Annotated in this window: 27 protein-coding genes and 1 tRNA gene; 9 read left to right on the top strand and 19 right to left on the bottom strand. The window is 48.7% G+C overall.

The features are described 5' to 3' along the window. Positions 1-270: 270 nt before the first annotated feature. Positions 271-651, bottom strand: a complete 381-nt coding sequence (locus ACHHZ6_RS15715) for a hypothetical protein (protein ID WP_063252789.1) — start codon at positions 649-651, stop codon at positions 271-273. An 848-nt stretch (positions 652-1,499) separates the two neighbouring features. Further along, the gene (locus ACHHZ6_RS15710; protein WP_256666920.1) at positions 1,500-3,335 is read right to left on the bottom strand and encodes a recombinase family protein; all 1,836 of its coding nucleotides are present in this window, start codon (positions 3,333-3,335) and stop codon (positions 1,500-1,502) included. Positions 3,336-3,381: 46 nt separating this feature from the next. On the opposite strand from ACHHZ6_RS15710, the gene ACHHZ6_RS15705 reads away from it, so the two are divergent. Further along, entirely contained in the window at positions 3,382-3,771 is a 390-nt protein-coding gene (locus ACHHZ6_RS15705) for a MysB family protein (protein WP_395122619.1), read from the top strand. Positions 3,772-3,778: 7 nt separating this feature from the next. Here the strand turns inward: ACHHZ6_RS15705 and ACHHZ6_RS15700 are convergent, their stop codons facing one another. The 3 genes from ACHHZ6_RS15700 to mdoG form a co-directional block, all read right to left on the bottom strand. Beyond that, a complete protein-coding gene (locus ACHHZ6_RS15700) occupies positions 3,779-4,006 on the bottom strand; it encodes a YceK/YidQ family lipoprotein (RefSeq protein WP_182270992.1) in 228 nt (75 codons plus the stop codon). Positions 4,007-4,115: 109 nt separating this feature from the next. Next, complete coding sequence (gene mdoH, locus ACHHZ6_RS15695) at positions 4,116-6,644, bottom strand: glucans biosynthesis glucosyltransferase MdoH (protein ID WP_182270991.1); 2,529 nt, start codon at positions 6,642-6,644, stop codon at positions 4,116-4,118. Continuing rightward, positions 6,637-8,190, bottom strand: coding sequence for a glucans biosynthesis protein MdoG (gene mdoG, locus ACHHZ6_RS15690; RefSeq protein WP_182270990.1), 1,554 nt, complete (start codon positions 8,188-8,190; stop codon positions 6,637-6,639). Before mdoG ends, mdoH begins: the two co-directional genes overlap by 8 nt. Positions 8,191-8,445: 255 nt before the next feature. On the opposite strand from mdoG, the gene mdoC reads away from it, so the two are divergent. Then, positions 8,446-9,585: a glucans biosynthesis protein MdoC gene (gene mdoC / locus ACHHZ6_RS15685; RefSeq protein WP_182919778.1), complete on the top strand. Its 1,140-nt coding sequence runs from the start codon at positions 8,446-8,448 to the stop codon at positions 9,583-9,585. Between the two features lie 35 nt (positions 9,586-9,620). On the opposite strand, the gene ymdB is transcribed toward mdoC, so the two are convergent. The 5 genes from ymdB to csgB all read right to left on the bottom strand — a co-directional run bounded on the left by ymdB (position 9,621) and on the right by csgB (position 12,089). Then, positions 9,621-10,163: an O-acetyl-ADP-ribose deacetylase gene (ymdB, locus tag ACHHZ6_RS15680; RefSeq protein ID WP_182919777.1), complete on the bottom strand. Its 543-nt coding sequence runs from the start codon at positions 10,161-10,163 to the stop codon at positions 9,621-9,623. 104 nt (positions 10,164-10,267) lie between these two features. Continuing rightward, complete coding sequence (locus ACHHZ6_RS15675) at positions 10,268-10,588, bottom strand: type 1 fimbrial protein (RefSeq protein WP_182919776.1); 321 nt, start codon at positions 10,586-10,588, stop codon at positions 10,268-10,270. A gap of 165 nt (positions 10,589-10,753) precedes the next feature. Continuing rightward, the gene (gene csgC, locus ACHHZ6_RS15670) at positions 10,754-11,086 is read right to left on the bottom strand and encodes a curli assembly chaperone CsgC (protein WP_182274673.1); all 333 of its coding nucleotides are present in this window, start codon (positions 11,084-11,086) and stop codon (positions 10,754-10,756) included. Between the two features lie 61 nt (positions 11,087-11,147). Continuing rightward, positions 11,148-11,591 carry a curli major subunit CsgA gene (gene csgA / locus ACHHZ6_RS15665; protein ID WP_182274672.1) on the bottom strand — a complete coding sequence of 148 codons (444 nt, stop codon included), beginning with the start codon at positions 11,589-11,591 and terminating at the stop codon, positions 11,148-11,150. A gap of 42 nt (positions 11,592-11,633) precedes the next feature. After that, the gene (csgB, locus tag ACHHZ6_RS15660; RefSeq protein ID WP_182274671.1) at positions 11,634-12,089 is read right to left on the bottom strand and encodes a curli minor subunit CsgB; all 456 of its coding nucleotides are present in this window, start codon (positions 12,087-12,089) and stop codon (positions 11,634-11,636) included. A gap of 769 nt (positions 12,090-12,858) precedes the next feature. Between csgB and csgD the strand changes: the two genes are divergently transcribed. From csgD to csgG, 4 genes are read left to right on the top strand one after another with little or no spacing between them, the layout of a single operon-like run. Next, positions 12,859-13,509: a biofilm master transcriptional regulator CsgD gene (csgD, locus tag ACHHZ6_RS15655; RefSeq protein WP_182274670.1), complete on the top strand. Its 651-nt coding sequence runs from the start codon at positions 12,859-12,861 to the stop codon at positions 13,507-13,509. A gap of 4 nt (positions 13,510-13,513) precedes the next feature. After that, positions 13,514-13,903: a curli production assembly/transport protein CsgE gene (gene csgE / locus ACHHZ6_RS15650; RefSeq protein ID WP_182274669.1), complete on the top strand. Its 390-nt coding sequence runs from the start codon at positions 13,514-13,516 to the stop codon at positions 13,901-13,903. A 23-nt stretch (positions 13,904-13,926) separates the two neighbouring features. Further along, positions 13,927-14,340 carry a curli production assembly/transport protein CsgF gene (gene csgF / locus ACHHZ6_RS15645; RefSeq protein WP_182274668.1) on the top strand — a complete coding sequence of 138 codons (414 nt, stop codon included), beginning with the start codon at positions 13,927-13,929 and terminating at the stop codon, positions 14,338-14,340. Positions 14,341-14,366: 26 nt separating this feature from the next. After that, positions 14,367-15,200, top strand: a complete 834-nt coding sequence (gene csgG / locus ACHHZ6_RS15640; RefSeq protein WP_395122616.1) for a curli production assembly/transport protein CsgG — start codon at positions 14,367-14,369, stop codon at positions 15,198-15,200. Between the two features lie 43 nt (positions 15,201-15,243). Here csgG and ACHHZ6_RS15635 read toward each other — a convergent pair whose 3' ends face one another. From ACHHZ6_RS15635 to ghrA, 4 genes are all read right to left on the bottom strand, one after another. Then, positions 15,244-15,726, bottom strand: coding sequence for a DUF1097 domain-containing protein (locus ACHHZ6_RS15635; RefSeq protein ID WP_220471165.1), 483 nt, complete (start codon positions 15,724-15,726; stop codon positions 15,244-15,246). 96 nt (positions 15,727-15,822) lie between these two features. Further along, a complete protein-coding gene (locus ACHHZ6_RS15630) occupies positions 15,823-16,377 on the bottom strand; it encodes a molecular chaperone (RefSeq protein WP_341857467.1) in 555 nt (184 codons plus the stop codon). Between the two features lie 19 nt (positions 16,378-16,396). Then, a complete protein-coding gene (locus ACHHZ6_RS15625) occupies positions 16,397-17,134 on the bottom strand; it encodes a phosphatase (protein ID WP_182274664.1) in 738 nt (245 codons plus the stop codon). 84 nt (positions 17,135-17,218) lie between these two features. Further along, a complete protein-coding gene (gene ghrA / locus ACHHZ6_RS15620; RefSeq protein WP_196391141.1) occupies positions 17,219-18,157 on the bottom strand; it encodes a glyoxylate/hydroxypyruvate reductase GhrA in 939 nt (312 codons plus the stop codon). 231 nt (positions 18,158-18,388) lie between these two features. On the opposite strand from ghrA, the gene ACHHZ6_RS15615 reads away from it, so the two are divergent. After that, positions 18,389-18,476 (top strand) — tRNA-Ser (locus ACHHZ6_RS15615). A 387-nt stretch (positions 18,477-18,863) separates the two neighbouring features. On the opposite strand, the gene ACHHZ6_RS15610 is transcribed toward ACHHZ6_RS15615, so the two are convergent. The 5 genes from ACHHZ6_RS15610 to ACHHZ6_RS15590 form a co-directional block, all read right to left on the bottom strand. Next, complete coding sequence (locus ACHHZ6_RS15610; RefSeq protein ID WP_182274487.1) at positions 18,864-19,082, bottom strand: acyl carrier protein; 219 nt, start codon at positions 19,080-19,082, stop codon at positions 18,864-18,866. A 17-nt stretch (positions 19,083-19,099) separates the two neighbouring features. Then, positions 19,100-20,533: an AMP-binding protein gene (locus ACHHZ6_RS15605; RefSeq protein ID WP_182919773.1), complete on the bottom strand. Its 1,434-nt coding sequence runs from the start codon at positions 20,531-20,533 to the stop codon at positions 19,100-19,102. Continuing rightward, the gene (locus tag ACHHZ6_RS15600) at positions 20,530-21,648 is read right to left on the bottom strand and encodes a membrane-bound O-acyltransferase (protein WP_395122640.1); all 1,119 of its coding nucleotides are present in this window, start codon (positions 21,646-21,648) and stop codon (positions 20,530-20,532) included. Before ACHHZ6_RS15600 ends, ACHHZ6_RS15605 begins: the two co-directional genes overlap by 4 nt. Positions 21,649-21,776: 128 nt before the next feature. Beyond that, on the bottom strand, positions 21,777-22,913 hold the full coding sequence (locus tag ACHHZ6_RS15595; protein WP_196391139.1) for a D-alanyl-lipoteichoic acid biosynthesis protein DltD: 1,137 nt from the start codon (positions 22,911-22,913) through the stop codon (positions 21,777-21,779). Positions 22,914-23,171: 258 nt separating this feature from the next. Further along, the gene (locus tag ACHHZ6_RS15590; protein ID WP_182919771.1) at positions 23,172-24,077 is read right to left on the bottom strand and encodes a LysR family transcriptional regulator; all 906 of its coding nucleotides are present in this window, start codon (positions 24,075-24,077) and stop codon (positions 23,172-23,174) included. A gap of 109 nt (positions 24,078-24,186) precedes the next feature. Between ACHHZ6_RS15590 and ACHHZ6_RS15585 the strand changes: the two genes are divergently transcribed. Beyond that, positions 24,187-25,047 carry a pirin family protein gene (locus tag ACHHZ6_RS15585; RefSeq protein WP_182274483.1) on the top strand — a complete coding sequence of 287 codons (861 nt, stop codon included), beginning with the start codon at positions 24,187-24,189 and terminating at the stop codon, positions 25,045-25,047. A 20-nt stretch (positions 25,048-25,067) separates the two neighbouring features. Continuing rightward, entirely contained in the window at positions 25,068-25,745 is a 678-nt protein-coding gene (locus ACHHZ6_RS15580) for an isochorismatase family protein (RefSeq protein ID WP_182274482.1), read from the top strand. The last annotated feature ends 3 nt before the right edge of the window (positions 25,746-25,748 follow it).

Raw genomic sequence — 25,748 nt, 5'->3', positions numbered from 1 at the left:
AGAATCTTGTGAATTACTAACTCCGTGATACCTTCTAATCATCGGGATCTTTAGGGGAAGTGACAGTAACGCTAAAACCATAAAACAAAGATATAGCACTACCCAAAGTGGGAATAGTACAAACATATATACAATAGTAGCAAGAACTTCAATGAGTACATTACCTAACCAAATCATAATCATTCTCCTATTCATGTAGTACTATTTATAGTGACTAGCAAAAATAGGAGTTGATATAGAAGAGGCATAATATAATGCCTCTCATTCTTTTTATTTATAGAATGCTGAAACGTCTATCCCATGTATAGTTATCAGACGCATTATTTCTGAAAATGCTTCAAATTCTAATGGTAGATTACATTTGAACATGAACTGAAAGAAAGCATCCTCTGAGTAGGCTAATGATATCTGAGTTGCTTCACAGGTGTTCACGTCACAACATGTGTAGCGTATTTCATCACCATGAATAGCAAATGTATAGATTATTGGTTCTGGTTCATTTGGCAACTCACGATAGACACTAAAGTAGGCTACGCTTTCAGTCTTCTTCCACTTTGTAAGTGTTGTATAGCCCTCCCCCATGTGAGCAAACTGTGCTTGTACTGCTTCTTTGATTGTTTTTGGCACACGGCCACGTTTTGATACGGTCATAGAGACCCCCTTTGTTGTCTAAATTAAAAGTCATCTCATGGGCTACCTCCTGTTATCTATTGTTTTACTCGTGTATTGAAACCATCTCGTTTTGACAGTTGCTATGGTAAGGGCGGAAAACGGCTTAGTCAAAAAGTTACTTAAATGAAATCAAACAGGATTTTGACAAGTTACAATCAAGAGTGTTACAATGTTACTTCAATTGATGAAATCAAACCCACCGGGTGCAGTATTGTAATTTCAGATGTTGACTTTTTATTAATTCCATGAGATACTAAGCTATTAAAAATCATTTTTTATTAGCTTTCATCTATTATAGATTTTCTTACTTTTTTTTATCGATTTTCAGTCGATTATCCCAAAAATCACGCAAGTGATTGAAATAGAGAGATTTCCTCTCTTTTCTCATATCGGATCTGCTCTCTACAAAAGCAAGTGTATAGCTTAGGTTCAGTCTTCAGTTATTTGAATAGCACCTCACAACGACCCCTTTAACGCTCCATATGCGTCTGATTTCTTCAGACACAGAAACACACTCCTTATACAAAAAAACCTCACACAGAGCATCAGGTGAGGTAAAAATTAAGTTTTAAATGATGAAACTACCTTTCTGAATCTTTTCAGTACTATTCATAGTTATAGATAGTTACTAATCCCGCAAACCCCCTTTCGGCGTATCTATCATCTGAAGATGTTCCACACTTCATAAATCGTCGCCATTATGAATACTACACTAAAGAAGTAAGGCCAAAACCTAAGGATTAACCAACCAATACCGCACACTAGGCCAATACCAAGTATCATATCTATAAGTGGGTTAATCCACATATCAATAAACCTCTACAGTACTAATCAATCCATTCGATATGGTCTTCGTTTAGTAGGTATGTGAAATCATCAGGCTCTCTTCCCACCATCATTGTGTTTATATAATAGAGTAGATCATCTATTGTTTTTGTTCTACTCGCATACATTACCCACGCATTGCCATTAGATTCTACCTTGAATACAGTTTGATCTTCTTCTCTTACCAGATAAGTACGTTCGTTGTCTTTTTCGGATATGGTTATTTCACTAATCAGCTTGCCGCTGTTATCAGTAATCAGTATGTGTTTTAGTATATCTCTATGGTAGGTTATATCATAAAGATAGTAAGCACCTATGTAACTCGAATCAATTCTTCGGCATTTAACAGAAGATATAACTTTAGCTATATGCTCGTTAGCCTTACGTCTAATTACTGTATTATCTTGATTAGTAAGTTGCTCAATATCATATGTATAATTCAAAGTAACTGCTTCACATTGATTCTCAAGCGAGTTGATCTTTGCAATCAACTCATCCTTTTCTAAAATTCGTTTCCTCTTAAATTCCATTATTGCAAACAATTCACTTTCATCGTTTGCACTCTGAACTTTTTCATTCAGCAATGCTATTTTTCCATTCACATCAGAAAGTAATCGTTTTAAGGTATCAAGTGACTGATTACTTTTTTCATCACCATAGATTTCATCTAGATTGAGATTTTTGATATGTTGTAAGAGTACCTTTTCAGTTTCAAAGTACCGTAACATTTTGGAATTACACTTTTCATCTTTTGTTCGTTGTCTGTAACAACGTAAGTATTGTCCACCATTAGACATGGATTGGACGATCATCGGACTACCGCACTCATTACATTTAGTAAGTCCATTAAAAAGATTTCTTTGTTTAGTAGTTGTACTTTTTTGCTTTTTGGAAGATACATTCCTATCCATCATTGATTGTACTCTTGAAAAGAGGTCATCCTCAATCACTACTGGATAGATACGCTTTGCATTATCGTTCGCTTCTTTCTTTATTTTAATATTCTCTAAGATCCGCTTTTCAGCATCATTAGTACTTTCATTATCTTTTTTAGGTATGGTGGTGTACTTACCAACAAGGTAGCCATTAAGCCGACGATCACGCAATTTGTTGTAAACCGTAACGGTATTCCAGCCTTTGCCGTTGTACCTCTCGCCTTCTTTGTTCATCAGATTCACGATCTGAGTTACACCATAGCCATCACGGTATAACTCAAAAATTTTTGTAATTGTCTGCACCTTCTGAACATCCAATTCATAAGACTTCTTATCCTGACTTAATGACAGCCAATCAGGGGTATTGTTGTTAAGAGCAATACCAGTATCTACAGAGTCTTTTTTACGTTTTTGCCATGACTTCTTACTGATACGAGCCTTACGTTTTGATTCCTGGTAAGCACGTTCAATGCTCGTTGATAGAGTGGACAGTTTATGGTCAAGCTTGTAGCTGTAGATTTGCCCTGTCTCTACTTCAACAATGTCAATGTTACGCTTGATCAGGAAAGTGAATTCATCAATGGCATCATAGCCCTGTTTTCTGGAAAACCTGTCCACACTCTCAATTAGCAAACAGCCTTCTGTAATCTCTCCTGACTTTACACGTTCCTTGAATCGCCCCAATGACCCCTTTGTGAAGTTGTGCCCGGCGTAGCCACTAAGCCCTTTATCCGAATCCAGTACTTCATGATTGCTTGGATCGAGCTGATACCCTAATTCAGCGGGTAGTTTAGCGTTTTCGAGGAAGTCTAATACTGTACTAATTTGGCGATCTAAGCCAAAAGCATCAACCTGCTGCAAGCTTGATACCCTACTATAGATGTAGGCTTTGACAGTTCGCATTCATGCACCTATACATTTGATAAACATAATCATTGAGGAACTCATTATGTCCGATAAAGAATATGTATTCTATAGTACGCTGGAAGAAGCTATTGATGCCGCTCGCGAAGAATTCCTTGCCGATAATCCCGGCATTGAGGAAGAAGATGCTGACGTGCAACAACTCAATATCCAAAAATATATTCTGCAGGACGGGGATATTATGTGGCAGGCTGAATTCTTCGCAGAAGAAGGCGAAGATGGAGAATGCTTGCCGATCCTGAGCGGTGAAGGTGCACAGGCCGTCTTCGATGGTGACTATGATGAAATCGAGCTACGTCAGGAGTGGCTTGAAGAAAATACCCTGCACGAGTGGGATGAGGGAGAATTTCAGCTTGAACCTCCGCTGGATACGGAAGAGGGTCAGACCGCTGCCGACGAGTGGGACGAACGTTAACTTACCCTTACTCGTAGGGACCGTGCTGGGCGTCAATCGGTAACAGTAGCGTATCGAATACCAGTGAGAATGGTAGATCGAGCACGGTCAGATAGCGCCATGCGGAATCACGTACATCCCATTTCACGCCGGGGTAGTACTGATTGCCATGACCTTGCCCTGGAATGGTGCGGCTGATGATACTGCCGCAACCGCTGAGTAAACACGCCATCATCACAACGATGATTATTCTCATGAGTAACCTCTAAAAAAATACCGGCCTCTCAGCCGGTATTTTGTTGCCGGGTGGTGCTTCGCTGACCCGACCTACGTGATTTTCAGGCCCGCGCACGGGCAAAGAAAACCTATTTTGCCTTCAGCGCCAGTGGGTTAAGCTTCAGCCCTTCATAGTAGCCCACCCACGAAGAGTATTTCTCCGGAGCAGACCACACACGATAGTGAAGCCGGGCCATTGTGACCGGGTCGCTCAACAGAACCAGACGACGGTCGCGGTTCAGTTTTTCCGGCGTCTCATTCAGCGCTTGCTCAACGTGACGATCGCGGGCAATTTCCAGCACTTTACTTGCACGGTGACGCGCCGTCGCCATTGCCGTTGCCAGGGCGTTGAATGACGGGTTAAACACCGCGTGCATAAAGCCATCATCCAGCGTGCGGTTACGGTTCAGCTCCAGATATTTGTCCGTATCAACCAGTACCTGCGGCGGTGAATACTCTTCCGGGATCAGGAACAGCTTCCAGCGTTTGGTACGCAGCCCCACCGTTGAACGGCTGGAGATCACGGAGACAAACGGCGACAGGATCAGCGAGAAGACAATCGGGGCAAGCCAGAACAGGAAGCGCAGATCCAGCCACGCCATCCCTGCCGCCCACACCAGACCCAGCAGCAACTGCGAACCGTGACGCATAAAGGCTTCACTCCACGGCGTGGAATCATCGTCACGCTGTGGTGAGTTCCATACCACTTCCCAGCCCAGGAACGCGCTGACCACAAACACGGTATGGAACAGCATACGAACCGGTGCCAGCAGCACGGAGAACAGCACCTCAAGGAGCAACGACACCGTCACACGGCAGAAACCGCCATACTCTTTCGAGCCTTTGCACCAGATCAGGATGATACTGAGCAGCTTCGGCAGGAACAGCAGCACCATTGTTGAGGCAAACAGCGCAATCGCCAGTTCAGGACGCCACTGCGGCCACACCGGGAACAACTGGCGCGGCTGCAGGAAGTACTGTGGTTCCGTCAGGGCATGTACCACCTGTAACGCGGTGGAGAGTGCAAGGAACATAAACCACAGCGGTGCGGAGAGATAGGACATCACACCCGTCAGGAATACCGCACGGTGAACCGGGTGCATCCCTTTCACCAGGAACAGGCGGAAGTTCATCAGGTTACCGTGACACCAGCGGCGGTCACGCTTGAGTTCATCCAGCAGGTTCGGTGGCAGTTCTTCATATGAGCCAGGCAGATCGTAGGCAATCCAGACGCCCCATCCTGCACGACGCATCAGCGCCGCTTCCACGAAGTCGTGCGACAGAATAGACCCGGCAAACGAACCTTCACCCGGCAGCGGTGCCAGCGCACAGTGCTCGATGAACGGTTTCACGCGGATAATAGCGTTGTGGCCCCAGTAGTGAGACTCACCCAGTTGCCAGAAGTGCAGACCCGCAGTGAACAGCGGCCCGTAAACACGCGTGGCAAACTGTTGGCAGCGCGCATAAAGCGTGTCCATACCGGATGCTTTTGGCGAGGACTGAATGATACCCGCGTTCGGGTTAGCTTCCATCAGACGCACCAGGCCGGTCAGACAGTCACCGCTCATCACGGAGTCGGCATCCAGCACCACCATGTAGCTGTACTGATTACCCCAACGACGGCAGAAGTCATCGATGTTACCGCTCTTACGCTTCACACGACGACGACGGCGGCGGTAGAAAATCTGGCCTTCGCCCTGCACTTCGGCAATCAACTCCATCCAGGCCTTTTGCTCGGCCACGCAGATATCCGGGTTGTAGCTGTCACTCAGGATATAGACGTCGAAATGTTCCGCGTTGCCGGTCGCCTTAACGGACTCCCAGGTTGCACGCAGCCCCGCAAATACGCGGTCAACGTCTTCGTTACAAATAGGCATGATCAGCGCAGTACGGTGTTCAGGATTAAGGGGTTCATCCCCAACCGTTGACGCGGAAATGCTGTATTTGTCTCGTCCCATCAGTAGCTGCAGGAAGCCCATCAGCGCCGTCCAGAAACCGGCCGATACCCAGCAGAACAGAACGGCGAACAGCAGAAGGATGCCGCTTTGCAGGATATACGGCAGCAACTGCATGAAGGAGACCCAGAAATTCTGGCCCACCATGTCAGCTGGGTTGATAAGCGCCCAGCCCTGGTAAGGCAGAATGGTTTTCATGTACCAGGTTGCAACGACCGTTTGCGCCAGCGTCAGCAACAGCAAAATGTAGCGACGGATCGTCCCCACGGTACGCCATTTCTGTTCCGATGCCTGTTCTTCTTTCGTCAGACGCGACAGATAGCGGGGCGTCACATCACGCCCGCGCAAGCGGTCCCAGAAGCGGCCTACCGGGTTGGTACGCCAGGGATCCGGGAACATAGAGGAACGCGTTGCCTTCGGCATTGCCTGCAGCTGGTCACGTCCTTCATCGTCTTTGATCAGCTGCCCTTCTGCCAGCGAGTCTGGCCATGCCTGCGCCAGACGCGCCTTCACTGACCCCAGAGGCGTGTCATCATCACGGGTAAACTGACGATGTTCACCATCCAGCGCGGTTTGCACCGCACGGATGTCGCTCTCAGGCAGTGCCGCTTTTTCAATGTCCGTCAGCGGCATGGCATCAATATATTCAGTTGTATTATTCATTGGCAGGTAGCTGATAGCTCCAGGTTTCACTCAGCGGCTGATCGTCACTCACCAGCGCAGCGCGCATTTCAGTGGTCTGTTTCGGATCTTTCACTTTCACGCGCAGGGTCAGACGCCACCCTTTCGTTACCGGGTTATAACGCACGGCATTCTCAACGATCTCACCGTTATCACCGATGCTGGCCTGTGCGGTAACAGCGGTATCCGGAGACAGTTTTTTCATATCCTGCCCGGTGAAATCCACGACAAATGCAAGAGTGCCATCCGGCTGACGGATAAGATTAGACTGCTTCACATCACCCGTAGAACGGCGCGTCTGCATGACATACGCATTATCCGGCGCATGCAGTTTGTCTTCGTCACGGCTAAAGGTAATGGTGTATTTGAAGTTCATCTCTTTACCGGATTCCGGGAGTTGATCCGGCGTCCAGTAAGCAACGATGTTATCGTTGGTTTCGTCGTTGGTTGGAATTTCAACCAGCTCAACCTTCCCTTTACCCCAGTCACCTTTTGGTGTTACCCAGGCGCTTGGGCGCTGATCGTAACGGTCATCCAGATCTTCAAAGCGGGAGAACTGACGACCGCGTTGCAGAAGGCCGAAACCTTGCGGGTTTTCCATCGCAAAGCTGCTAACCGCCAGATGTTTCGGGTTGTTCAGCGGACGCCAGATCCACTCACCGTTACCGGCATGAATAGAGAGACCGTTGGAGTCATGCAGTTCCGGGCGGAAGTTGGTCGCCGGTGACGGCTGATTCGGCCCGAACAGGAACATACTGGTCAGTGGCGCAACACCCAGTTTGCCCACTTTATCGCGCAGGTACACTTTAGACTGCACGTCAACAACCGTGTCACGTCCTGGCATAATCACGAAGCGATAAGCACCTGTTGCGCGAGGGGAATCCAGCAGTGCGTAGATAGTCAGACGTTTATCCGTTGGTTTTGGACGTTCAATCCAGAACTCACGAAAACGTGGGAACTCTTCACCGGAAGGCAGTGCGGTATCAATAGCCAGGCCACGCGCAGAAAGCCCGTATACCTGCCCTGAGCCAATCACGCGGAAGTAGCTGGCACCGAGCATACTGACGATTTCGTCGTTTTTATCTTTGCTGTTGATAGGGTAAAGCACTTTGAAGCCAGCAAAGCCCAGGTCCTTCACCGTGTCTTTGTCGTGCTGCACATCACCAAAATTGAAATAACCCGGGTTGTACTTGATTTTACGTACCGTGTTCGCGGTCACTTCATTGATCGCAACAGGCGTGTCGAAGTACATGCCCTGGTGATAAAACTCAAGCTTGAACGGGGTTTTAATATTGTTCCAGTACGCTTTGTCGTGATTGAACTGGATCTGCTGATAGTCCGCATACTTCATGTCGCGGAAAACGGAGGGCAAGTTACTTTTCGGCGCTTCATAGCCCTTGCCAGCCATCGATTTCGCCTGTTTTGCGACATCATCGATGTTAAAGGCCAGTGCCGATGAGGTATACAGGGACAAGACCACTGCCGCACCCAACCAACGCATTTTCATCATCTGTGGTTTATGTTTCATAATAAGTAAGCACTTCCCCCTTTGTGTGCTTATATCGATCCGATCCATTTTAATGGAAACTCAGGCAATCCGACAACATTATCACTGCTTTGTTCAGCTCGCTGGCTCAGGGATTAAGCAAATGAAAGAACCTGCTTTTCACTTTGCGTGCTTATCCTGGAGACAGGGTGTCGGTCTTGGTGTAGGGTTGGCTTCGAATGTAACCATTATGAGTCTTAGGGATAAGGCGAAAAGTCTGAGAATGCACAAAGTTATATGAGCACAACACCCGTACAACGTGAATATTTCCTCGACTCGATCCGGGCATGGCTGATGCTATTGGGGATCCCATTCCACATTTCATTGATTTACTCCAGCCACACCTGGCACGTTAACAGCCAGGTTCCTTCCTGGTGGCTCACGCTGTTTAATGATTTTATTCACGCCTTCCGTATGCAGGTGTTTTTTGTCATTTCCGGTTACTTTTCCTACATGCTGTTTTTGCGCTATCCGATCAAGCGCTGGTGGAAAGTGCGAGTGGAGCGAGTAGGCATCCCGATGTTGACCGCTATCCCGCTGCTGACGCTGCCTCAGTTTATTATGCTGCAGTATGTAAAAGGTAAAGCGGAGAACTGGCCCAATCTGTCGCTGTATGAAAAATACAACACGCTGGTCTGGGAGCTGGTATCCCACCTCTGGTTCTTGCTGGTTCTGGTGGTGCTCACTACGGTCAGTCTGGTGATATTCGGTCGCCTGCGCCGTCACCTGAGCGATCAAACCGACCGTTTCTTCGCCAGCATTACCCTGGGTAAACTGTCACTGCTCTTTTTGCTGCTGGGTATCATTTATGCGGCCATAAGACGCACCCTTTTTATTGTCTATCCACCGATACTGAGCGACGGGTTGTTCAATTTTGTGGTAATGCAGTCGCTGTTCTATATCCCTTTCTTTTTAATCGGGGCACTGGCATTTGTTTATCCGAAGCTTAAATCGCTCTTTACAACCCCGTCACCGTGGTGCGCTTTCGGTGCGGCAATCGCCTTTATGGCCTACCTGCTGAACCAGCGTTACGGCAGCGGCGATGCATGGATGTATGAAACCGAGAGCGTCATCACCATGCTGCTCGGTTTGTGGATGGTCAATGTGGTATTCGCGTTAGGCCATCGCCTGTTGAATTTTAAATCCCATCGGGTGACCTATTTCGTCAACGCATCGCTGTTTATTTATCTGGTGCACCACCCGCTGACACTCTTCTTCGGAGCCTATATTACGCCGCATATCGCCTCCAACACGCTGGGCTTCTTTACCGGGCTGGTCTTTGTTGTTGGCCTGGCGCTCGTGCTCTACGAAATCCATCTGCGGATCCCGCTGCTGCGCTTCCTTTTTTCGGGAAAAACGCAAACGAAAACCTCATAAACAACGCGGCGCACTCAGTGCGCCGCGTTTGCATTTCAGGTATCGAATTCTTGCCCACACTGGGCCAATAGTCGCTGATAGAGGTGTGTCGTTTCTTCATCGAAACAGACAAAGAACACCTGCTCTGGCATCGGTTTGAGGGACAGGTATCGGTAAACGGTTTCAACGGCGATGGTTGCCGCTGCAGCCCTGGGATAGCCGAAAACACCGGTACTGATGGCCGGGAAGGCCATCGTTTTATAACCATTGTCGGCAGCAAGGCGCAGACAGTTACGGTATGCATCTTCCAGGATCCGTGCCTCATGCTGTTCGCCACCCTGCCATATCGGTCCCACGGTGTGAATCACTGCTTTGGCAGGGAGATTACCCGCAATTGTAATCACCGCATGCCCGGGAGGACATTCACCTTGTTGCTGACGCACCATTTTACAGGCTTCTGACAACTGTGGCCCTGCTGCACGGTGGATAGCGCCATCCACCCCCCCTCCCCCCATCAGTGATGGATTTGCTGCATTGACGATCACGTCGACGTGCTGCGTCGTAATATCGCCGTGAATGACTTCAATTTGCGGTTTCATAAATACCCTCTGCTACCCGCCTTTTTCTTAAGTGTATCGCAGAGGAGGTATTGAGAAAAAACTATCGGAAAAAACCTCTTCCGCCGCCCAGCGGAAGAGAGGGATCAACGATACTGAATTTGTACAACCGCAAGCGTTTTTTCAGGATTGAGGTACTTCATACTGAGAGTCGCCAGGCTGGAAGCGGTCTCCTTACCGTTCAGGGCATCCTCGTAGCTGATCGTGCGCGTTTGCATCCGGTTATTATCCGGACAAGACATCGCCAACTGTCGCTGTTGCGGTGTGACCTCACACGGATCGGCGACAATGGCTCCACGAAAATGAATCACCCCACCATCAACAACGGTTGCTGAAAAGGCCGGGGGAATAAAAGCAGATATGATTAGGGCAAGACCTGAAACGAGTTGAGCGTTATATTTAGTCATGAGACATACTCCTCAATGAAAATCGTCCTTGAGGGGCAAAGCGCTCCATTATGACAAACGCAGTATCAGGCGACTGGACAGCACATTTTTCTCAGTCCCTGATCACATCATAGTAACAACCAGCGAATATCGCCACAGCACTCAACTCATTGATTTAATGAATAATTACAGGGCCGAACCTGGCGGTGACCATTGCTGCGATAAATGAAGCGATTTTCCATCGGAAACGGTGACCGTAATCTTCACCGTATCCCCTGCACCAATATTTAAACTCAATCTTGTTAAATCAATCGTCTGATTAGCGGGTATAGAAAGGGTATTTTGCTGTTGCGACGTACTTTGTCCCCCCAGCCCTTGCCGCACAGAGAGAACCTGAACCCGACACTCACACGATTCCGTCAATATTACCTGGGGAATAATGGTCGTCATATTTCCCTGTTGCGAGGTTTTAAACGTTATCTGACTTGAGAGTGCAGCGAGGAGTATTAAGGTATTCATGATGAACTCCCGAAAAAAAACAGGGCATATGCCCTGTTTTTTTGTAGCACAGATTTCAGTATTAATACTGATGAGCTGTCACGTGGTTACCAAAACCGACCTGCTGCACAGTCACACTTGAGTTAGATGCAGTCTGATCGACAATGGCACCGTTAGCACCACCGTACTGGCTGACATTCATAGTGGAGTTTTTGCCGTTCCACTGGTCAAGTGTTGCGCTGTTGCCAAAACCATGCTGGGTCAGGTTAATAGTACTGTCGTCAGAGCCCTGGCCAACGTCAGCACCGTTACCGCCACCACTCTGACGAATTGTCAGGCTGGAATTTCTTGCGTCAGTCTGCAAGGCGACAGCTGAGTTACCACCACCGTACTGGTAAATGCTCATGGTTGAATTTGGACCATTGTCATGACCGCCATGACCCCAACCGCCTTGATCAATCATACCGGCCATAGCACTACCAGAAACAACGATTGCTGCAAGTGCTGCCACTTTGATAAATTTCATGGTAAAACCCCCATCGGATTGATTAAAGTCGCCGCTAAATAACTAACGTTGGATAACGCGAATTGCCATTTGCGACTGTTTCTGCACTACAACTGCGGTTTTCTGCGTACCGTACTGCGTAATACTTGCTTTATTACCCGACCCTTGTTGGATAATCATTGCCGTATTACCATATGCACCTTGCGTAATACTCGCATCGTTCGCGCTTCCGCTCTGAGCGATATAAGCAAAGTTATAAGTCCCTGATTGATCAACTCTCGCTCTGTTGCCTACCCCATCCTGGGAAACAACGGACAGTAATTTAGCCCCGCCCTGACGAACCTGAGCGTCATTATTTACGCCCTGTTGACCAACAATGGCTGCCTGATTTAAAGATGACCGACTTAACTCATTAACCGCGAAATTATATTCAGCGTTTGCTAAATCTGAACTCGCCGCGATAACAAATCCAGGCACACCCAGTAATGTAAACATCATAAATAACGATGTGTTTTTCATGTTGTCACCCTGGACCTGGCTATATACAAAAAACATAACCTTGAAAATGTGACTTAGGGTTAAAACGACTCGTTGTTTTGTTAACGTGTCGTTACGGTGAAGAGTATGTCTGTTGAAACATTTTTAATATCTCACCCGCGTGGATTATTTTTATTTATCATGTCACCTCAAAGTATTAATTTATGCCAAAAATCGCTGTATTCAGCACCATTTGGTTTTTTATAAAAAAGTTCTGCGCGGCAGGCTGTACAAGGGCAGGGCTGGTTGTCCAGCCTTTCATGACGGGCATGTTATGTGACGCAAGGATAACATTTTGATCATCACGCGATCACGAGATGCACTTTCTTAAGAGGATTTCAGCTGGATTAAAGGACTTAGAAATTTTCACGAGCTCATACCTTTACAAAGCATATCAACAATAAAAAATATCAATATAAATTATAATGTTATAAATATTTGTATGATTTTTAAAATCTATGCAGGGCTATTAGCATGTACAACTTTCCTATCAAATCGCAGCATTTCAAATGTTCATTTTTCACAAATTAATATTGATTTTTACATCTTGTTACACGTTTAACACTTGCTTTAAAGTTCGTAATAGCTAGATTGAAATTAGATGTACGAGATTTGTTTTATATTTACCTCCTCCTGGAGGTTATGGTCTGATTCTACACACAGCAGTGCAACATCTGTCAGTACTTCTGGTGTCCTCTTTTCTTTATTAAGAGGATAGCTGCCAGGTGTCATAAAAAAGTGGGGTTTCATCATGTATAATGAAGTCCATAGTTTACATGGTCATACATTACTGTTGATCACCAAACCTTCTTTGCAAGCGACCGCTTTATTACAACATTTAAAGCAATCTTTATCATTGAACGGGAAATTGCATAATATTCAACGTTCTTTCGATGATATTGCACCTGGTAGCATAATTCTTCTCGATATGATGGAAGCGGATAAAAAGCTCATCCATTACTGGCAAGATAATTTAAGCAGGAAAAACAATAATATCCGAGTGCTATTATTGAATACTCCTGATGAGTATCCTTTCAGAGACATTGAAAGCTGGCCGCATATCAATGGCGTTTTTTACGTCACTGATGAAGAAGATCGGGTTGTGGAAGGCATGCAGGGCATCTTGCGCGGAGAGTGCTATTTTTCGCAAAAACTTGCCAGCTACCTCATCACACACTCCGGAAATTATCGCTATAACAGTTCAGAGTCGGCACTCCTTACGCATCGTGAGAAAGAGATCCTGAACAAGTTGCGTATCGGTGCTTCAAATATTGAAATCGCCCGTTCGTTATTTATCAGCGAAAATACCGTTAAGACGCATCTCTATAATCTTTTCAAGAAGATAGCTGTTAAAAACCGAACTCAGGCAGTCTCATGGGCAAACGATAACCTCAGGCGTTAATCACATGAAACGCACGTTGAGTTGGATTGCCGCAGCGGGCTTTCTGCTCGCTGCTGGGAACCTTCAGGCCGTCGAGGTTGAAGTTCCCGGATTGTTAACAGACCACACTGTCTCATCTACCGGACACAGTTTTTATCGTGCCTTTAGCGACAAATGGGACGGTAAGTACCCTGGGAATATAACAATCAACGAACGGCCCAGTGCTCGATGGGGAAGCTGGATAACAATAACGGCGAATCAGGACGTTATTTACCAGACATTTTTATTTCCCACGAAAATAGACTTCGATAAAAACGTAGCCTTAGCACTGGCACAAACTGAAGACGCTATTAATCGCCTGCAAATAGATAAAGCCCTATTAAGCACCAGCGATTTAGCAAAAGACGAGTTTTAGTGAACCTATATCCGGAGGCTGTCATGCGTATTGCATATGCAGTTATTTCGTTAATGCTAGTAGCACCAGTAAGCTGGGCCGGAAATATGACGTTCCAGTTCCGTAACCCTAACTTTGGCGGTAACCCCAACAACGGGGCGTTCCTGTTGAACGAAGCCCAGGCACAAAACTCCTATAAAGATCCAAGCCTTAAGAATTATAACGTAGACACTCCATCAGCACTGGACAACTTCACGCAGGCTATTCAGTCGCAAATTTTGGGTGGTTTGTTGACCAACATTAATACCGGTAAACCAGGCCGAATGGTGACCAACGACTTTATTGTCGACATCGCCAATACGGATGGGCAGCTACAGCTGAACGTGACCGATCGGAAAACGGGGAAAACATCCACCATCCAGGTTTCCGGTTTACAAAGTAACTCCACGAACTTCTGAACAACATCAAAATAAGGACAACGATCATGCAGCGCTTCCTGATATTTGTTGCAGTGTGCTTATTGAGCGGTTGTTTAACTGCTCCACCTAAAGAAGCTGCAAAACCAACATTAATGCCTCGGGCTCAAAGTTACCGTGATTTAACCCATTTACCTGCACCAACGGGTAAAATATTTGTCTCCGTTTACAACATTCAGGATGAAACGGGGCAATTTAAGCCTTACCCAGCCAGTAACTTCTCTACGGCAGTGCCACAGAGTGCCACTGCCATGCTGGTTACCGCGCTCAAGGACTCGCACTGGTTTATTCCTCTGGAACGCCAGGGGCTTCAGAACCTGTTGAATGAACGTAAAATTATTCGTGCCGCACAGGAAAATGGCACAGTGGCAATGAATAACCGCACGCCACTGCAATCACTGGCGGCGGCGAACGTGATGATCGAAGGTTCGATTATTGGCTACGAAAGCAACGTTAAATCTGGTGGCGTCGGGGCGCGTTACTTCGGTATCGGTGCAGATACCCAGTATCAGCTTGACCAAATCGCCGTAAACCTGCGCGTGGTCAACGTCAGCACGGGTGAGGTTCTGTCTTCGGTCACTACCAGTAAAACCATTCTTTCTTATGAAGTACAGGCGGGGGTATTCCGCTTTATTGATTACCAGCGTTTACTGGAAGGTGAAATTGGTTATACCTCAAACGAGCCGGTCATGATGTGTCTGATGTCAGCCATTGAAACTGGCGTCATTTTCCTGATTAATGACGGGATCGATCGCGGACTGTGGGATCTGCAGAACAAAGCAGATGTGCAAAACCCGATACTCGTGAAATACCGCGATATGTCGGTGCCTCCGGAATCCTGATCGAAAGCGCATAAAAAAGGCGAGATGGTTATCTCGCCTTTTTTTATTCACTCAGCGCAGAAATGTTTTGTGCCTTTTCCCGTCGTGCCGCCAGCCAAAGACCGCTGTTTTTCATGGCATAGCCAAACAGCAACCCCAGCGCCAGCGAGGGAACCACCAGCTTCCAGTCACCCTGCCCTGCAAAGGTGGCACATGCCCCCATAAAGGTTCCCGGCACAAATGAAAGCAGCAGATGCTTCGCCTGAACACACATCAGGAAGGCCACAATACCTGTCATGACATAGCCCAGGATCTCCAGATGCGGAGCCAGCGCACTGCCTTTCATAATCACCAGTGCCCAGATAACGCCGCTCATCAGCGTACAGCCAGAGATAAACAGCCCTTTTACGCCACCCTGTGGGCAGGCGAAATAGGCCGTGCAGCCGAGAAACCCGGCCCAGCTAAGCAGCCCGAGAGACACCGCGACCCATCCCCATAGCCCGGAGAGAATGCCTGTTGTGAGTGCAATACAAAGTAATATGTTCATGGCGCGCATCTTAGCAGAAGCGCGCCATAGAAATGAGATCAGAAGCACATTATGTGCAAATTGAAATGTGCTGTTGCAGAATTTATGTGACCTAAATCACCCTTCAATCTCTTCTTCTAACTCATCCCACATTGCGGCGATAGCATCGCGGGTGAGTGGAGCCAGGGTTCGCCAGAATGGTGAGATCGCATGTGCTTCAACTTTCCCGAGGAAAGTGCCACACCAGGGCAGCAGATACTCTTCGAAGAGGGTTTCGATGGCTTCGTTTTCATCGTCAGAGGCATGATCTTCAATCCAGGAAGCGGCCAGCAGCAGCGTACCAATGTGGTCGGCTGGCATATCGGTCAGCGGCATGCCACGCTCAGAGAGAAAGGCACGCACTTCTGCTTCCGTCGCCCCTTCCTGCCAGGCAGAGCGGTACGGTGACACACGGCACTCTTCGCCCACGAACAGCGCGTTGTAATCGTCCGAAATCTGTTGCATGTCACAGCTTTTTTGCAGGCGCTCCAGCAAATCATCCTGTTCCAGCGGCCAGTTTTGCGCCAGTTTCCCTTCACGGATCATCGTAAAAAGCGGAACCAGCAACGGGTCCTGCGGCTGGCGGTAATACAGCGTACCCAGCACGCGGCAGAGGATAGAAAACTCATTCATTTTTTGTTCCATTACACAATTAAAGATCGGCAAATTCATCAATCGGAGCCATTCCGCGCGACTCCAGGAAATCAAGCATACGGCGTGGCGTGACGTTAAGGATCCGTGCTTCAGGGAAACCGACGTCATTAAGAATATTCAGACACTCGCTAAAATCGCCCAACGTAAATGCAGTATGTGAATCAGAACCCAGCGCCACCATACCACCGGCATCACGCACTGCGGCAGCCACTTCGCGGCAGTTTGCTTCACTACCTTTACGCGAGTGAACAAAGGAGGAATTATTAATTTCCAGCGCCACACGGTGTTTTGCCGCCGCCTGCGCAACGGCCTGAATATCAATCGGGAACTTAGGGTTGCCAGGATGGCTGATAATATGCACGTTGCCGCTGGCAATCGTTGCAATCATCGCTGCGGTGTTGGCCTCTTTATCCTGTGGCGCAAAAACCGGCTCATGGAAACCGGCAATAATCAAATCCAGCGAGGTCAGCATCGGGCCGGTGCAGTCGATTTCACCGTCGATATTTTTAATATTCGCTTCGATGCCACGCAGTATCCCTACTCCGTCCACCAGACGTGGCCAGATCCTCATATTCACAAAATGCCAGTAGTGCGGCGCATCTGCCATATCCGGGCCATGATCGGTTATCGCAAAAAGCTTGATACCTTTTAGCTTTGCTTGCGCGATGTAATCATGGAGGGTGCTATACGCGTGGGTGCTGGCGACGGTGTGCATATGCAGGTCAACGGGATACATCTCTCTCTCCTCTGCGGTTTTTCCCAAGGATAGCAGTTATCTGTCTCGAATATTAGCAAAAACCCGGCTAACGCCGGGTTTCTCTCAGTAACCGCGCTGCCTGTCGACGTGGCCTGTCACTGCATTCCCTTGTTCCATCTCACCTATCGTATGGGAAATATAGGCCACCGCTTCTGCCGGGCGCGTAACGGCCGCCACGTGCGGCGTCATTGCCACGCGCGGGTGAGCCCACAGCGGGCTCTCTGCAGGCAATGGTTCACGGCTGTAAACATCCAGCATCGCGCCTTTGAGCTTTCCAGTGTCCAGAGCGTTCAGCAGATCGGTTTCCACCAGATGCACCCCACGCGCCAGGTTCATTAAGTAGCTCCGGTCAGCCAGTTGATTCAGGAGTGTACTGTTAATGATCCCCACCGTTTCCGCCGTATTCGGCAACAGGTTAATCAGCACACGCGTATCTTTCAGGAACGCCGGAAGTTCATCTGTTCCGGCAAAACTCTTCACACCAGGATAATCCTTGCGGCTGCGGCTCCAACAGCGCAGCGGGAATCCCCACGGGGCAAGGGCTTCGGCCACTTTTGAGCCAAGCACGCCAGCGCCGAGAATACCTATCGTAAAATCTTCGCGCTGATACTCCGGCAGGGGTTCCCAGTGGGATTGCTGTTTGAGTGCCAGATAATCGTCAAAGCGACGGAACCAGTGCAGTACCTGGCTTACGGCATATTCCTGCATTTGCTGGCCCATTCCGGTATCTTCCAGGCGGAACAACGGGATATCTTCAGGCAGCATTTCAGGGTGCGCTTTCAGTTTACTCAGAATCGAATCCACACCGGCTCCCAGCGCAAAAACGGCCTTCAGTTTGCGTCCCTGCAGCATTTCAACTGGCGGATGCCAGACCAGCGCGTAGTCAGCATGTTCATGATCACCACGCTTCCACTCGCGAACGCGTGCACCCGGCAATGCAGCCGAAAGCGCCTTAATCCAGTAAGACGTATCAAAAGTGGGGTGATAAAAGATAATATCCATAGTCATTCCTGCCTTTCATTGCGCTTTTTATTTTCATTTTCAACCAGATTGCCAGCATAACAAATTTATCAGCAAACCGCGTTGCTGATAAAAAAGGCACTTTCAGCACATTTAGGAATCAGGTTGTCTGAAGTTTGTCTAAACGCGCTAATTTACTGAAAAAGTGGGTTGACGGCAGTTCGGCTTTTCCTTACATTAGCGCCCGTTCCGGTAACAACGGGATGACAATATGGTGAGGTGTCCGAGTGGCTGAAGGAGCACGCCTGGAAAGTGTGTATACGGCAACGTATCGGGGGTTCGAATCCCCCCCTCACCGCCATATTCGAGAAAGAGCTCGTACGAAAGTATGGGCTTTTTTTTCGCATGTTGCACGCCTGCGGGGGGGATGAGAACACCCGACCGGGGTTCGACAACTGGCGACAGCCAGTTGGACAGATGACGAGCCTGCGAGGAATCTGCCCGCACAAAAACGCCGGAAGCGTTTTTGAACAACGCCTGCGTTGGCCCCGAAGGGGCGAGGCCCGTGGATGGGCCGAGTAACGGCGAGCGAAGCGAGTCAATCCCCCCCTCACCGCCATATTCGAGAAAGAGCTCGTACGAAAGTACGGGCTTTTTTTTCGCATGTTGCACGCCTGCGAATGGGGCAATAAAAAACCCTGAATGAAATCATCCAGGGTCTTCACAGAAACGTTAACACCAATCGCGATTAACGGTTTTCTTCAATATAGCGAGCCAAATCTGCCGGAGTTTTCAGCACCGTCGCAACTTCGGTCGGCGGGATCATACAACCGTACACGTCCTGCACCTCCAGTACCATGTCGACCGCCAGAATGGAGTCGAGAATGTCGGATTCAATCAGCTCATCGTGAAAACCCACTTTGCGGGATAACACTTTTTCAAACAGGGCGAGAATTTCTTGTTCCATAACCTTTCCTGGGGTAATTAATTCGTGCGGGCATGAGAGTCCAGCAACTTACGGTCAATTTTACCGTTAGGATTCAGCGGCAAAGCGTCTTTAATGATGATTTGTGAAGGTACCATATAAGGTGGCACCACTTTCGCCAGCGATGTTTTAATGGCCTCCGGTGCCAAATCCGTCACGCAGAAAGCGGCAATACGCAACACGCTACCGCAGGATTTCATCAGCGGCAGAACCACCGCTTCACTGATACCTGACATGGCCAGCAGGCGGTTTTCAATCTCGTTGATTTCAATACGGTAGCCGTTCAGTTTGACCTGGCTGTCGTTACGCCCCTGGCAGTAGATGAGTCCATCTTCATAACCCAGGTCGCCGGTTCGGTAGCCACGAAACGCTTCACTTTCCCGGTGCAGTAATTTTTCCGCGTTCTCCTGCGGTAAACCGAGATAGCCGCGCATCACGTTCTTACCCCAGATAATCAGTTCGCCTTCGGCGGTAATTTCCATTTTGCTGTCAGGCATCATCACCCCAACCGGCAACACTGCGTTGTCGCTGTTGAGGATCTCATCCGTTATCTCAACCACGGTGGTCGCGATGGTCGCTTCCGTTGGGCCATAGGAATTGATAATTTTTGCCTGTGGGAAACGGCGACGTAACTGTTTAACCAACGCTTTATTTAATACTTCACCAATGAAAATAAAGACGCTCAGGTCAGGCAAATATTCACTGTTGAACTGCGGAGAAAGCAATTTCTGATAAGCAAAAGACGGTGTTGAAACCCAGGCAGAAACAGCATTCATTTTCAGTCTGTCCAGCCAGTTATCCTGCAGGATATCTTCTTTTGCGTTCAGAACGATATGTCCCCCCATCGCCAGATTCGCCAGTAAAGGGATCAGGGAGAGGTCGAAGCTGAACACCGCGTGGTTCATTAACACCGGTTTTTCCGGCAGGAAAAAGTCCTGGCTTACCCATTTCATGAAGTGCCATACGCTTTCACGTCCAATCTGCACCCCTTTCGGTTTACCAGTGCTGCCAGAGGTGAACATGATATAAGCGAGATCCTGTTCGGCCAGCACCTTGCCCGTTTCACCGGTGGCGATGAACTGCTTTGTCGCGACATCGTAATAGTAAGGCGCATTCGCCAGGTGGCAGATCTCTTTAAGCCGCTCCTGCGGGTAGATACAGTCCACCGGGATATACGGAATGTTGTGCAACAGGCAGCTATAAATCGCCACGGCGAACTCAGCCTGCTGATGTCCGTACAAGACGACTGGCATGCCGGCGGAGGGCTGGCAACGCTGATAGCGTTGCTCCCAGTCCACCACGGCAGAGGAAAGTTGCAACCAGCTTAAGGCTTCGTCACTACCGCTGATGGCCAGTTGCTGGGGAACTGCGGGATCACGTAATGCCGCACGCAAGAAATCTTGCAGTTCCTGGAGATCGGATTGATTTTTCATAGAGGTGACATTCCACTAAAGATGTAAAGGGAGGCTGCGGCGCTTCCCAGCGTCAGAATTCGCCCCAAAAATGCAATAACCGGATGCTGTAACCCGTTGTTCAACGTCGGGTTACGTTTGGCTAACCACAGCAGCATGTTGTGAACAACAGAAATAGCGCCAAAGAGTGCTCCACTGATGACATAATGGCGTTCGAGTCCGTTCCACGCTCCCATACAGAACAGGGTGCAAAAAATACCGATATTCTGCGCCAGCGTTTTGTTCTGGCGGAAAAAGTTGAACTTCATCAAGTTCATATAAATTGGCATAAAGACCACATCGCGCAGCCATTCAGAAAGGCTAATGTGGAAGCGACGCCAGAAATCCTGCGGGTTTTTCGCAAGGATGGGAATATTGAAGTTCGCCGGAATATTCAGTCCAAATAAGCGACCGGCCCCAATAGCCATATTGCTGTAACCAGCAAAATCAAAGTAGAGATAGGCGCTATAGGCAATCGACATCACCACACCTACGGTCAGCGAGAACGGCTCATGGCTCCACCGCTGCACAACCAGCGTGTCGACCAGCATAGCGAACAAGAACTTCTGGACGATACCGGTAACTATTTGCTCTAACGCCACTAAAAACTGCTCGCGGGTAATCGCGAAGACAGGCTTGCTCACATCGCTAATCCATGTCCGCCAGCGGTACATTGGGCCGGCCAGAATAACAAAGGGCATAAAGAGATAGCAGAAATAGTGCAGGAAATTCCGACCATCTTTTTTACTGCGATAAAGCAATACATCAATCGCGCGGAACGTCATGAAAGAGAGGCCGATCATCCCCCAGTGGTTATTTAAGTGTAATTTCACCAAAAACAATGGCAGCAACGTTAAGGAGACCGCTTGCCAGGTTTTTAACCACCCCTTCTCTTTTAATGTAACGAGAACATAAAAAACTAAAAAAACGGCAACCGGGACAATATAATCACCCTGGAAAATATACCCCCACCCTAATGCTGACAGCACTGAAAAGGCAGATAAATACGTCAGTCGACGATGCAACAGGCGATTAACCAGCGCAAACACCAGGGCTGATGAAAACAAATAGAAAAAAAACATTCCTGAGCTGTACATCATTCAACCTCAGAACTTTTGATATTCAAAATGCAGCTGTAAACTCATGCTGTCATCGACAGAGGTCCACGCAACGACGGTGATTGCCAGCAGGAGATAAAGGAAAAAAAGACGAATCGCGGTTTTCATCATTTAAAGCTCTCTGCAATAAAGCGAATCATAGGAACCCATGCCAGTTCAGAAGGATGCAGGCGATCCCAGTTCCAGCCGTTCTCATACGGCATAGCGTACATATCTAAATAGGGAACCTGGTTCTCTTCCAGAATGGTTTGAATTTGCTTATCAACCGGCCGGAATGTGTCGGTGTTGTAGAGCGCCCAGGGGTTAACAGGGTCGACGATAGCAATCACCTGTACATGGCGTTGTTTCAGAAGCTGGATAGTTTTCTTTAACGACGCAATCTGTTCGGGCACCACAGGTGTGTCATCCCACTGTTCCGGCTTGTCTCCCGGTTCATAAACAGACTTATCCATCCACATTGTAGCCGCGCTCTGCTGACGTTTTTTATTCAACTCGCGCGCATGAGCCAGCTCTTTATTCCAGTCAGGAACAACAGGGGTTGTCGACTGCTGCGGCCACGGTTGTACCGTCTGTGGTTCAATATTGAGCATGGCCAGCCAGTCGTTTTTAATCATCGTACAGAAGTTGGCGAACTGATTGCTCACCTCTTCCCAGATGAGATCCGGATGCCAGCCATACACAGCCATTTGGCCAAACGTTAAATGGCTTATATCCTTCGCATCAATATGCTGTAAATAATGAGTCAGCAAAGGACGTGCCTGCGGATCTTTCATCAGCGGATTGAAAATAGACCCCGGGAAATTATCGGCAAAAATTGCTGGTGGCAGACCTTTCGAATAAAAGCTGTCAGGAGCCAGAAGTAAAACAACTTTACTGTTTGCGTTAAGGTCATCCTTAAAGCGTGAAAACAGTAAAAATTGTGTCGTGTCATCGACAAAACTATCACCATACGCCACTACAGGTTTGTGCAATTGCTTATTAAAGTAATTATATACAGCGTAATGTTCTTCTTCAGAGGTAGCCACTTCAGATGCCCCGATGAAGAAAATCGAATTCCCTTTTAACGCATGAGAAATCGTGGCTATTCTTTCCGCTTGTTCTTTTGGTGTCCCATCCATCGATTTAATCAGCGGCTGGAACTCAAGCGGTGGATCAAAGCTTGTCACCAACGGGTGAACACAGAGAAACAAGACAGCCAGAGTAGCCATCAGGATATGTAAACAGAGCGTATTTTTGATTTTCATTATAAGTAGGTAAGACTACATAGTATTCATTTATTTAAAATTTATGACACTCATTTTTCTAACACTGACACAACAAATAGCCGCGTGTTTTTCGGTTGAATTTGAGACTTATCTTTTGCGACATTCTATACCAGGTGTATATAAAAAGATGAGCGTTGCTGTGTAACGGTATGTACAGTGTCCGCGTGAACACTGTACATAAAAATAAAGTCGCCAGAAGGACGTTGTGTCACCGGTCGGGTCGCCGGACAAAAAGCATCAGTCTTCCACCATCCGCGCATACTCTTCAGTGAGAAAATCCACCAGCGCCCTGACCGACGGCAGCAAACCGCGCCGGGACGGATATACCGCATGGATCACCTCCCGTCTTGGCTCCCACGCCTCAAGTACCCGTACCAGTTCCCCTGTGGCAAGCTGATCTTTCACCATCAAAATGGGCAACTGCACTACCCCCACGCCCGCCACCGCCGCCTCCCGCAGCGCCAGCATGTCGGTGGTAATGAGGCGAGGCACATAATGGATTTCCGCTCTTGCGCCCTCTGGCCCGGTGAGTTCCCACTTATGCACCTGTTTCCCTTCTCCCATACTGAGACCCGGCCAGGCACTAAGTTCAGACGGCATTTCGGGCATCCCCTGCTGTTGGATCAGCTGTGGCCCCGCGACAAGACAATGCCCCCTGTCAGCCAACACCCGCAATACCAGATCGCTGTCATCAAACGGGCGTGGGCGAACGCGTATCGCCACATCAATCCCTTCACTGACGAGATCAACACGCCGATTTGTCGCCTCAAGCTGAAGATTAATACCAGGATAACGCGCCATAAATCGTGCCAGCATTGGCCCAATATGCACGTGTAACAGCGTTACCGGACAGGTGAGTCTGACAATACCGCGCGGTTCAGCCTGTAGCGCCGCAACGGCCTCCTCTGCGGCTTCCGCTTCCACCATCATGGCTTTGCAGTGCTGATAGAAGGTTTGCCCAACCTCTGTCACCGTGAACTGCCGGGTCGTGCGCTGTATTAAACGCACACCGAGCCGCTCCTCCAGCTGCGCAATCCGGCGGCTCAGCCTGGACTTGGGCAGATCGAGTGCCCGCCCCGCCGCCGCAAAACCGCCGTAGTCGACCACTTTAACGAACCAGACGAAGTCATTGAGATCCTGCATAAACCCCCATCGTTCTATTTTCAGAACAGTGAATGCCATTTTCACTATCTACCGGGATATTAACTCTGAATATAAGCTAATTACATCAACAGAACATCAGGAGTTAATCATGAAAAACGTAACAGGTGTTTATACCGCTCCCCGTCAGCACTGGGTTGGCGACGGTTTCCCGGTACGTTCGATGTTTTCTTATCAGACTCACGGTGAACCGCTCAGCCCATTCTTACTGCTGGACTACGCAGGCCCCTATACCTTCCCGGCCGATGGCGCAAAACGCGGCGTGGGCGAGCACCCCCATCGTGGTTTTGAAACGGTCACCATCGTTTACTCCGGTGAAGTAGAGCATCGCGACTCGACGGGCAAAGGCGGTGTAATTGGCCCTGGCGACGTTCAGTGGATGACGGCAGGTGCGGGCATTTTGCACGAAGAGTTCCACTCCAGCGCGTTCTCGCGCCAGGGAGGAGAACTAAAAATGATGCAGCTGTGGGTCAACCTGCCTGCAAAAAACAAAATGGCGGCTCCGGGCTATCAGAGCATCACGAAAGGTGAGATCCCGGTAGTGACGCTGCCGGATAACAGCGGCTCACTGAGGGTTATCGCGGGTCGCTACGGCGAGGTGACAGGCCCTGCGCATACCTACTCACCGCTGAATGTCTGGGATGTCACCCTGAATCAGGGAAGCCATCTTACGCTCAGTCAGCCCGAAGGATGGAGCACCGCGCTGGTTGTGCTGGAAGGCAACATCACGGTAAACGGCACAGCCCAGGCGGGTGAAGCCCAACTGGTCGTCATGAGCCAGGAGGGTAACAAACTACATCTGGAAGCCAGTCGCGATGCCAAAGTCCTGCTGATGGCCGGGGAACCGTTAAATGAACCTGTCGTGGGCTACGGCCCGTTTGTGATGAACAGTAAAACCGAAATCGCTGAAGCTATTCGCGATTTCAATTCCGGCCGCTTCGGCCAGATCTGAGCGTAATAAAGGAGAGGATTATGTCTACCCCTGCTAACTTCAACGGCGCACGTCCGGTTATTGATGTCAATGATGCGGTCATGCTGCTTATCGACCACCAGAGCGGGCTGTTCCAGACCGTCGGTGATATGCCAATGCCGGAGTTGCGTGCCCGTGCGGCGGCACTGGCGAAAATTGCCACGCTGGCAAACATTCCGGTCATTACCACGGCGTCTGTTCCGCAAGGGCCGAACGGCCCGCTCATCCCGGAGATCCATGCCAACGCGCCGCATGCACAGTATGTTGCACGTAAAGGCGAGATCAACGCCTGGGACAACCCGGAATTCGTTGCGGCAGTGAAAGCTACCGGGCGTAACACGCTGATTATTGCCGGAACCATTACCAGTGTCTGCATGGCCTTCCCGTCGATCAGCGCGGTAGCAGACGGTTATAAAGTGTTTGCGGTCATTGATGCCTCCGGAACCTACAGCAAAATGGCGCAGGAGATCACGCTGGCACGCGTGGTACAGGCAGGCGTTGTACCGATGGATACTGCGGCTGTTGCCTCCGAGATCCAGCGCACATGGAATCGGGAAGATGCTGCGCAGTGGGCTGAGGTTTATACCCATATCTTCCCTGCCTATCAGTTGCTGATCGAAAGCTATGGTAAAGCGCAAGAGGTCGTAAAAAATAGCGAAGTGCTCGATTCACAGCGTTAATCG

The organism is Enterobacter cloacae complex sp. 2024EL-00214 (assembly GCF_043945575.1).
Classification (GTDB): domain Bacteria; phylum Pseudomonadota; class Gammaproteobacteria; order Enterobacterales; family Enterobacteriaceae; genus Enterobacter; species Enterobacter cloacae_P.
The sequence above is the reverse complement of the archived record's forward strand: the minus strand, read 5'-3'. Positions and strand labels throughout refer to the sequence as shown.

Bases quoted from the DNA above. Each gene is read 5' to 3' on its own strand.
- ACHHZ6_RS15715 (WP_063252789.1), bottom strand. From the start codon at position 651: ATGACCGTATCAAAACGTGGCCGTGTGCCAAAAACAATCAAAGAAGCA.
- ACHHZ6_RS15710 (WP_256666920.1), bottom strand. From the start codon at position 3,335: ATGCGAACTGTCAAAGCCTACATCTATAGTAGGGTATCAAGCTTGCAG.
- ACHHZ6_RS15705 (WP_395122619.1), top strand. From the start codon at position 3,382: ATGTCCGATAAAGAATATGTATTCTATAGTACGCTGGAAGAAGCTATT.
- ACHHZ6_RS15700 (WP_182270992.1), bottom strand. From the start codon at position 4,006: ATGAGAATAATCATCGTTGTGATGATGGCGTGTTTACTCAGCGGTTGC.
- mdoH (WP_182270991.1), bottom strand. From the start codon at position 6,644: ATGAATAATACAACTGAATATATTGATGCCATGCCGCTGACGGACATT.
- mdoG (WP_182270990.1), bottom strand. From the start codon at position 8,190: ATGAAACATAAACCACAGATGATGAAAATGCGTTGGTTGGGTGCGGCA.
- mdoC (WP_182919778.1), top strand. From the start codon at position 8,446: ATGAGCACAACACCCGTACAACGTGAATATTTCCTCGACTCGATCCGG.
- ymdB (WP_182919777.1), bottom strand. From the start codon at position 10,163: ATGAAACCGCAAATTGAAGTCATTCACGGCGATATTACGACGCAGCAC.
- ACHHZ6_RS15675 (WP_182919776.1), bottom strand. From the start codon at position 10,588: ATGACTAAATATAACGCTCAACTCGTTTCAGGTCTTGCCCTAATCATA.
- csgC (WP_182274673.1), bottom strand. From the start codon at position 11,086: ATGAATACCTTAATACTCCTCGCTGCACTCTCAAGTCAGATAACGTTT.
- csgA (WP_182274672.1), bottom strand. From the start codon at position 11,591: ATGAAATTTATCAAAGTGGCAGCACTTGCAGCAATCGTTGTTTCTGGT.
- csgB (WP_182274671.1), bottom strand. From the start codon at position 12,089: ATGAAAAACACATCGTTATTTATGATGTTTACATTACTGGGTGTGCCT.
- csgD (WP_182274670.1), top strand. From the start codon at position 12,859: ATGTATAATGAAGTCCATAGTTTACATGGTCATACATTACTGTTGATC.
- csgE (WP_182274669.1), top strand. From the start codon at position 13,514: ATGAAACGCACGTTGAGTTGGATTGCCGCAGCGGGCTTTCTGCTCGCT.
- csgF (WP_182274668.1), top strand. From the start codon at position 13,927: ATGCGTATTGCATATGCAGTTATTTCGTTAATGCTAGTAGCACCAGTA.
- csgG (WP_395122616.1), top strand. From the start codon at position 14,367: ATGCAGCGCTTCCTGATATTTGTTGCAGTGTGCTTATTGAGCGGTTGT.
- ACHHZ6_RS15635 (WP_220471165.1), bottom strand. From the start codon at position 15,726: ATGAACATATTACTTTGTATTGCACTCACAACAGGCATTCTCTCCGGG.
- ACHHZ6_RS15630 (WP_341857467.1), bottom strand. From the start codon at position 16,377: ATGAATGAGTTTTCTATCCTCTGCCGCGTGCTGGGTACGCTGTATTAC.
- ACHHZ6_RS15625 (WP_182274664.1), bottom strand. From the start codon at position 17,134: ATGTATCCCGTTGACCTGCATATGCACACCGTCGCCAGCACCCACGCG.
- ghrA (WP_196391141.1), bottom strand. From the start codon at position 18,157: ATGGATATTATCTTTTATCACCCCACTTTTGATACGTCTTACTGGATT.
- ACHHZ6_RS15610 (WP_182274487.1), bottom strand. From the start codon at position 19,082: ATGGAACAAGAAATTCTCGCCCTGTTTGAAAAAGTGTTATCCCGCAAA.
- ACHHZ6_RS15605 (WP_182919773.1), bottom strand. From the start codon at position 20,533: ATGAAAAATCAATCCGATCTCCAGGAACTGCAAGATTTCTTGCGTGCG.
- ACHHZ6_RS15600 (WP_395122640.1), bottom strand. From the start codon at position 21,648: ATGTACAGCTCAGGAATGTTTTTTTTCTATTTGTTTTCATCAGCCCTG.
- ACHHZ6_RS15595 (WP_196391139.1), bottom strand. From the start codon at position 22,913: ATGAAAATCAAAAATACGCTCTGTTTACATATCCTGATGGCTACTCTG.
- ACHHZ6_RS15590 (WP_182919771.1), bottom strand. From the start codon at position 24,077: ATGCAGGATCTCAATGACTTCGTCTGGTTCGTTAAAGTGGTCGACTAC.
- ACHHZ6_RS15585 (WP_182274483.1), top strand. From the start codon at position 24,187: ATGAAAAACGTAACAGGTGTTTATACCGCTCCCCGTCAGCACTGGGTT.
- ACHHZ6_RS15580 (WP_182274482.1), top strand. From the start codon at position 25,068: ATGTCTACCCCTGCTAACTTCAACGGCGCACGTCCGGTTATTGATGTC.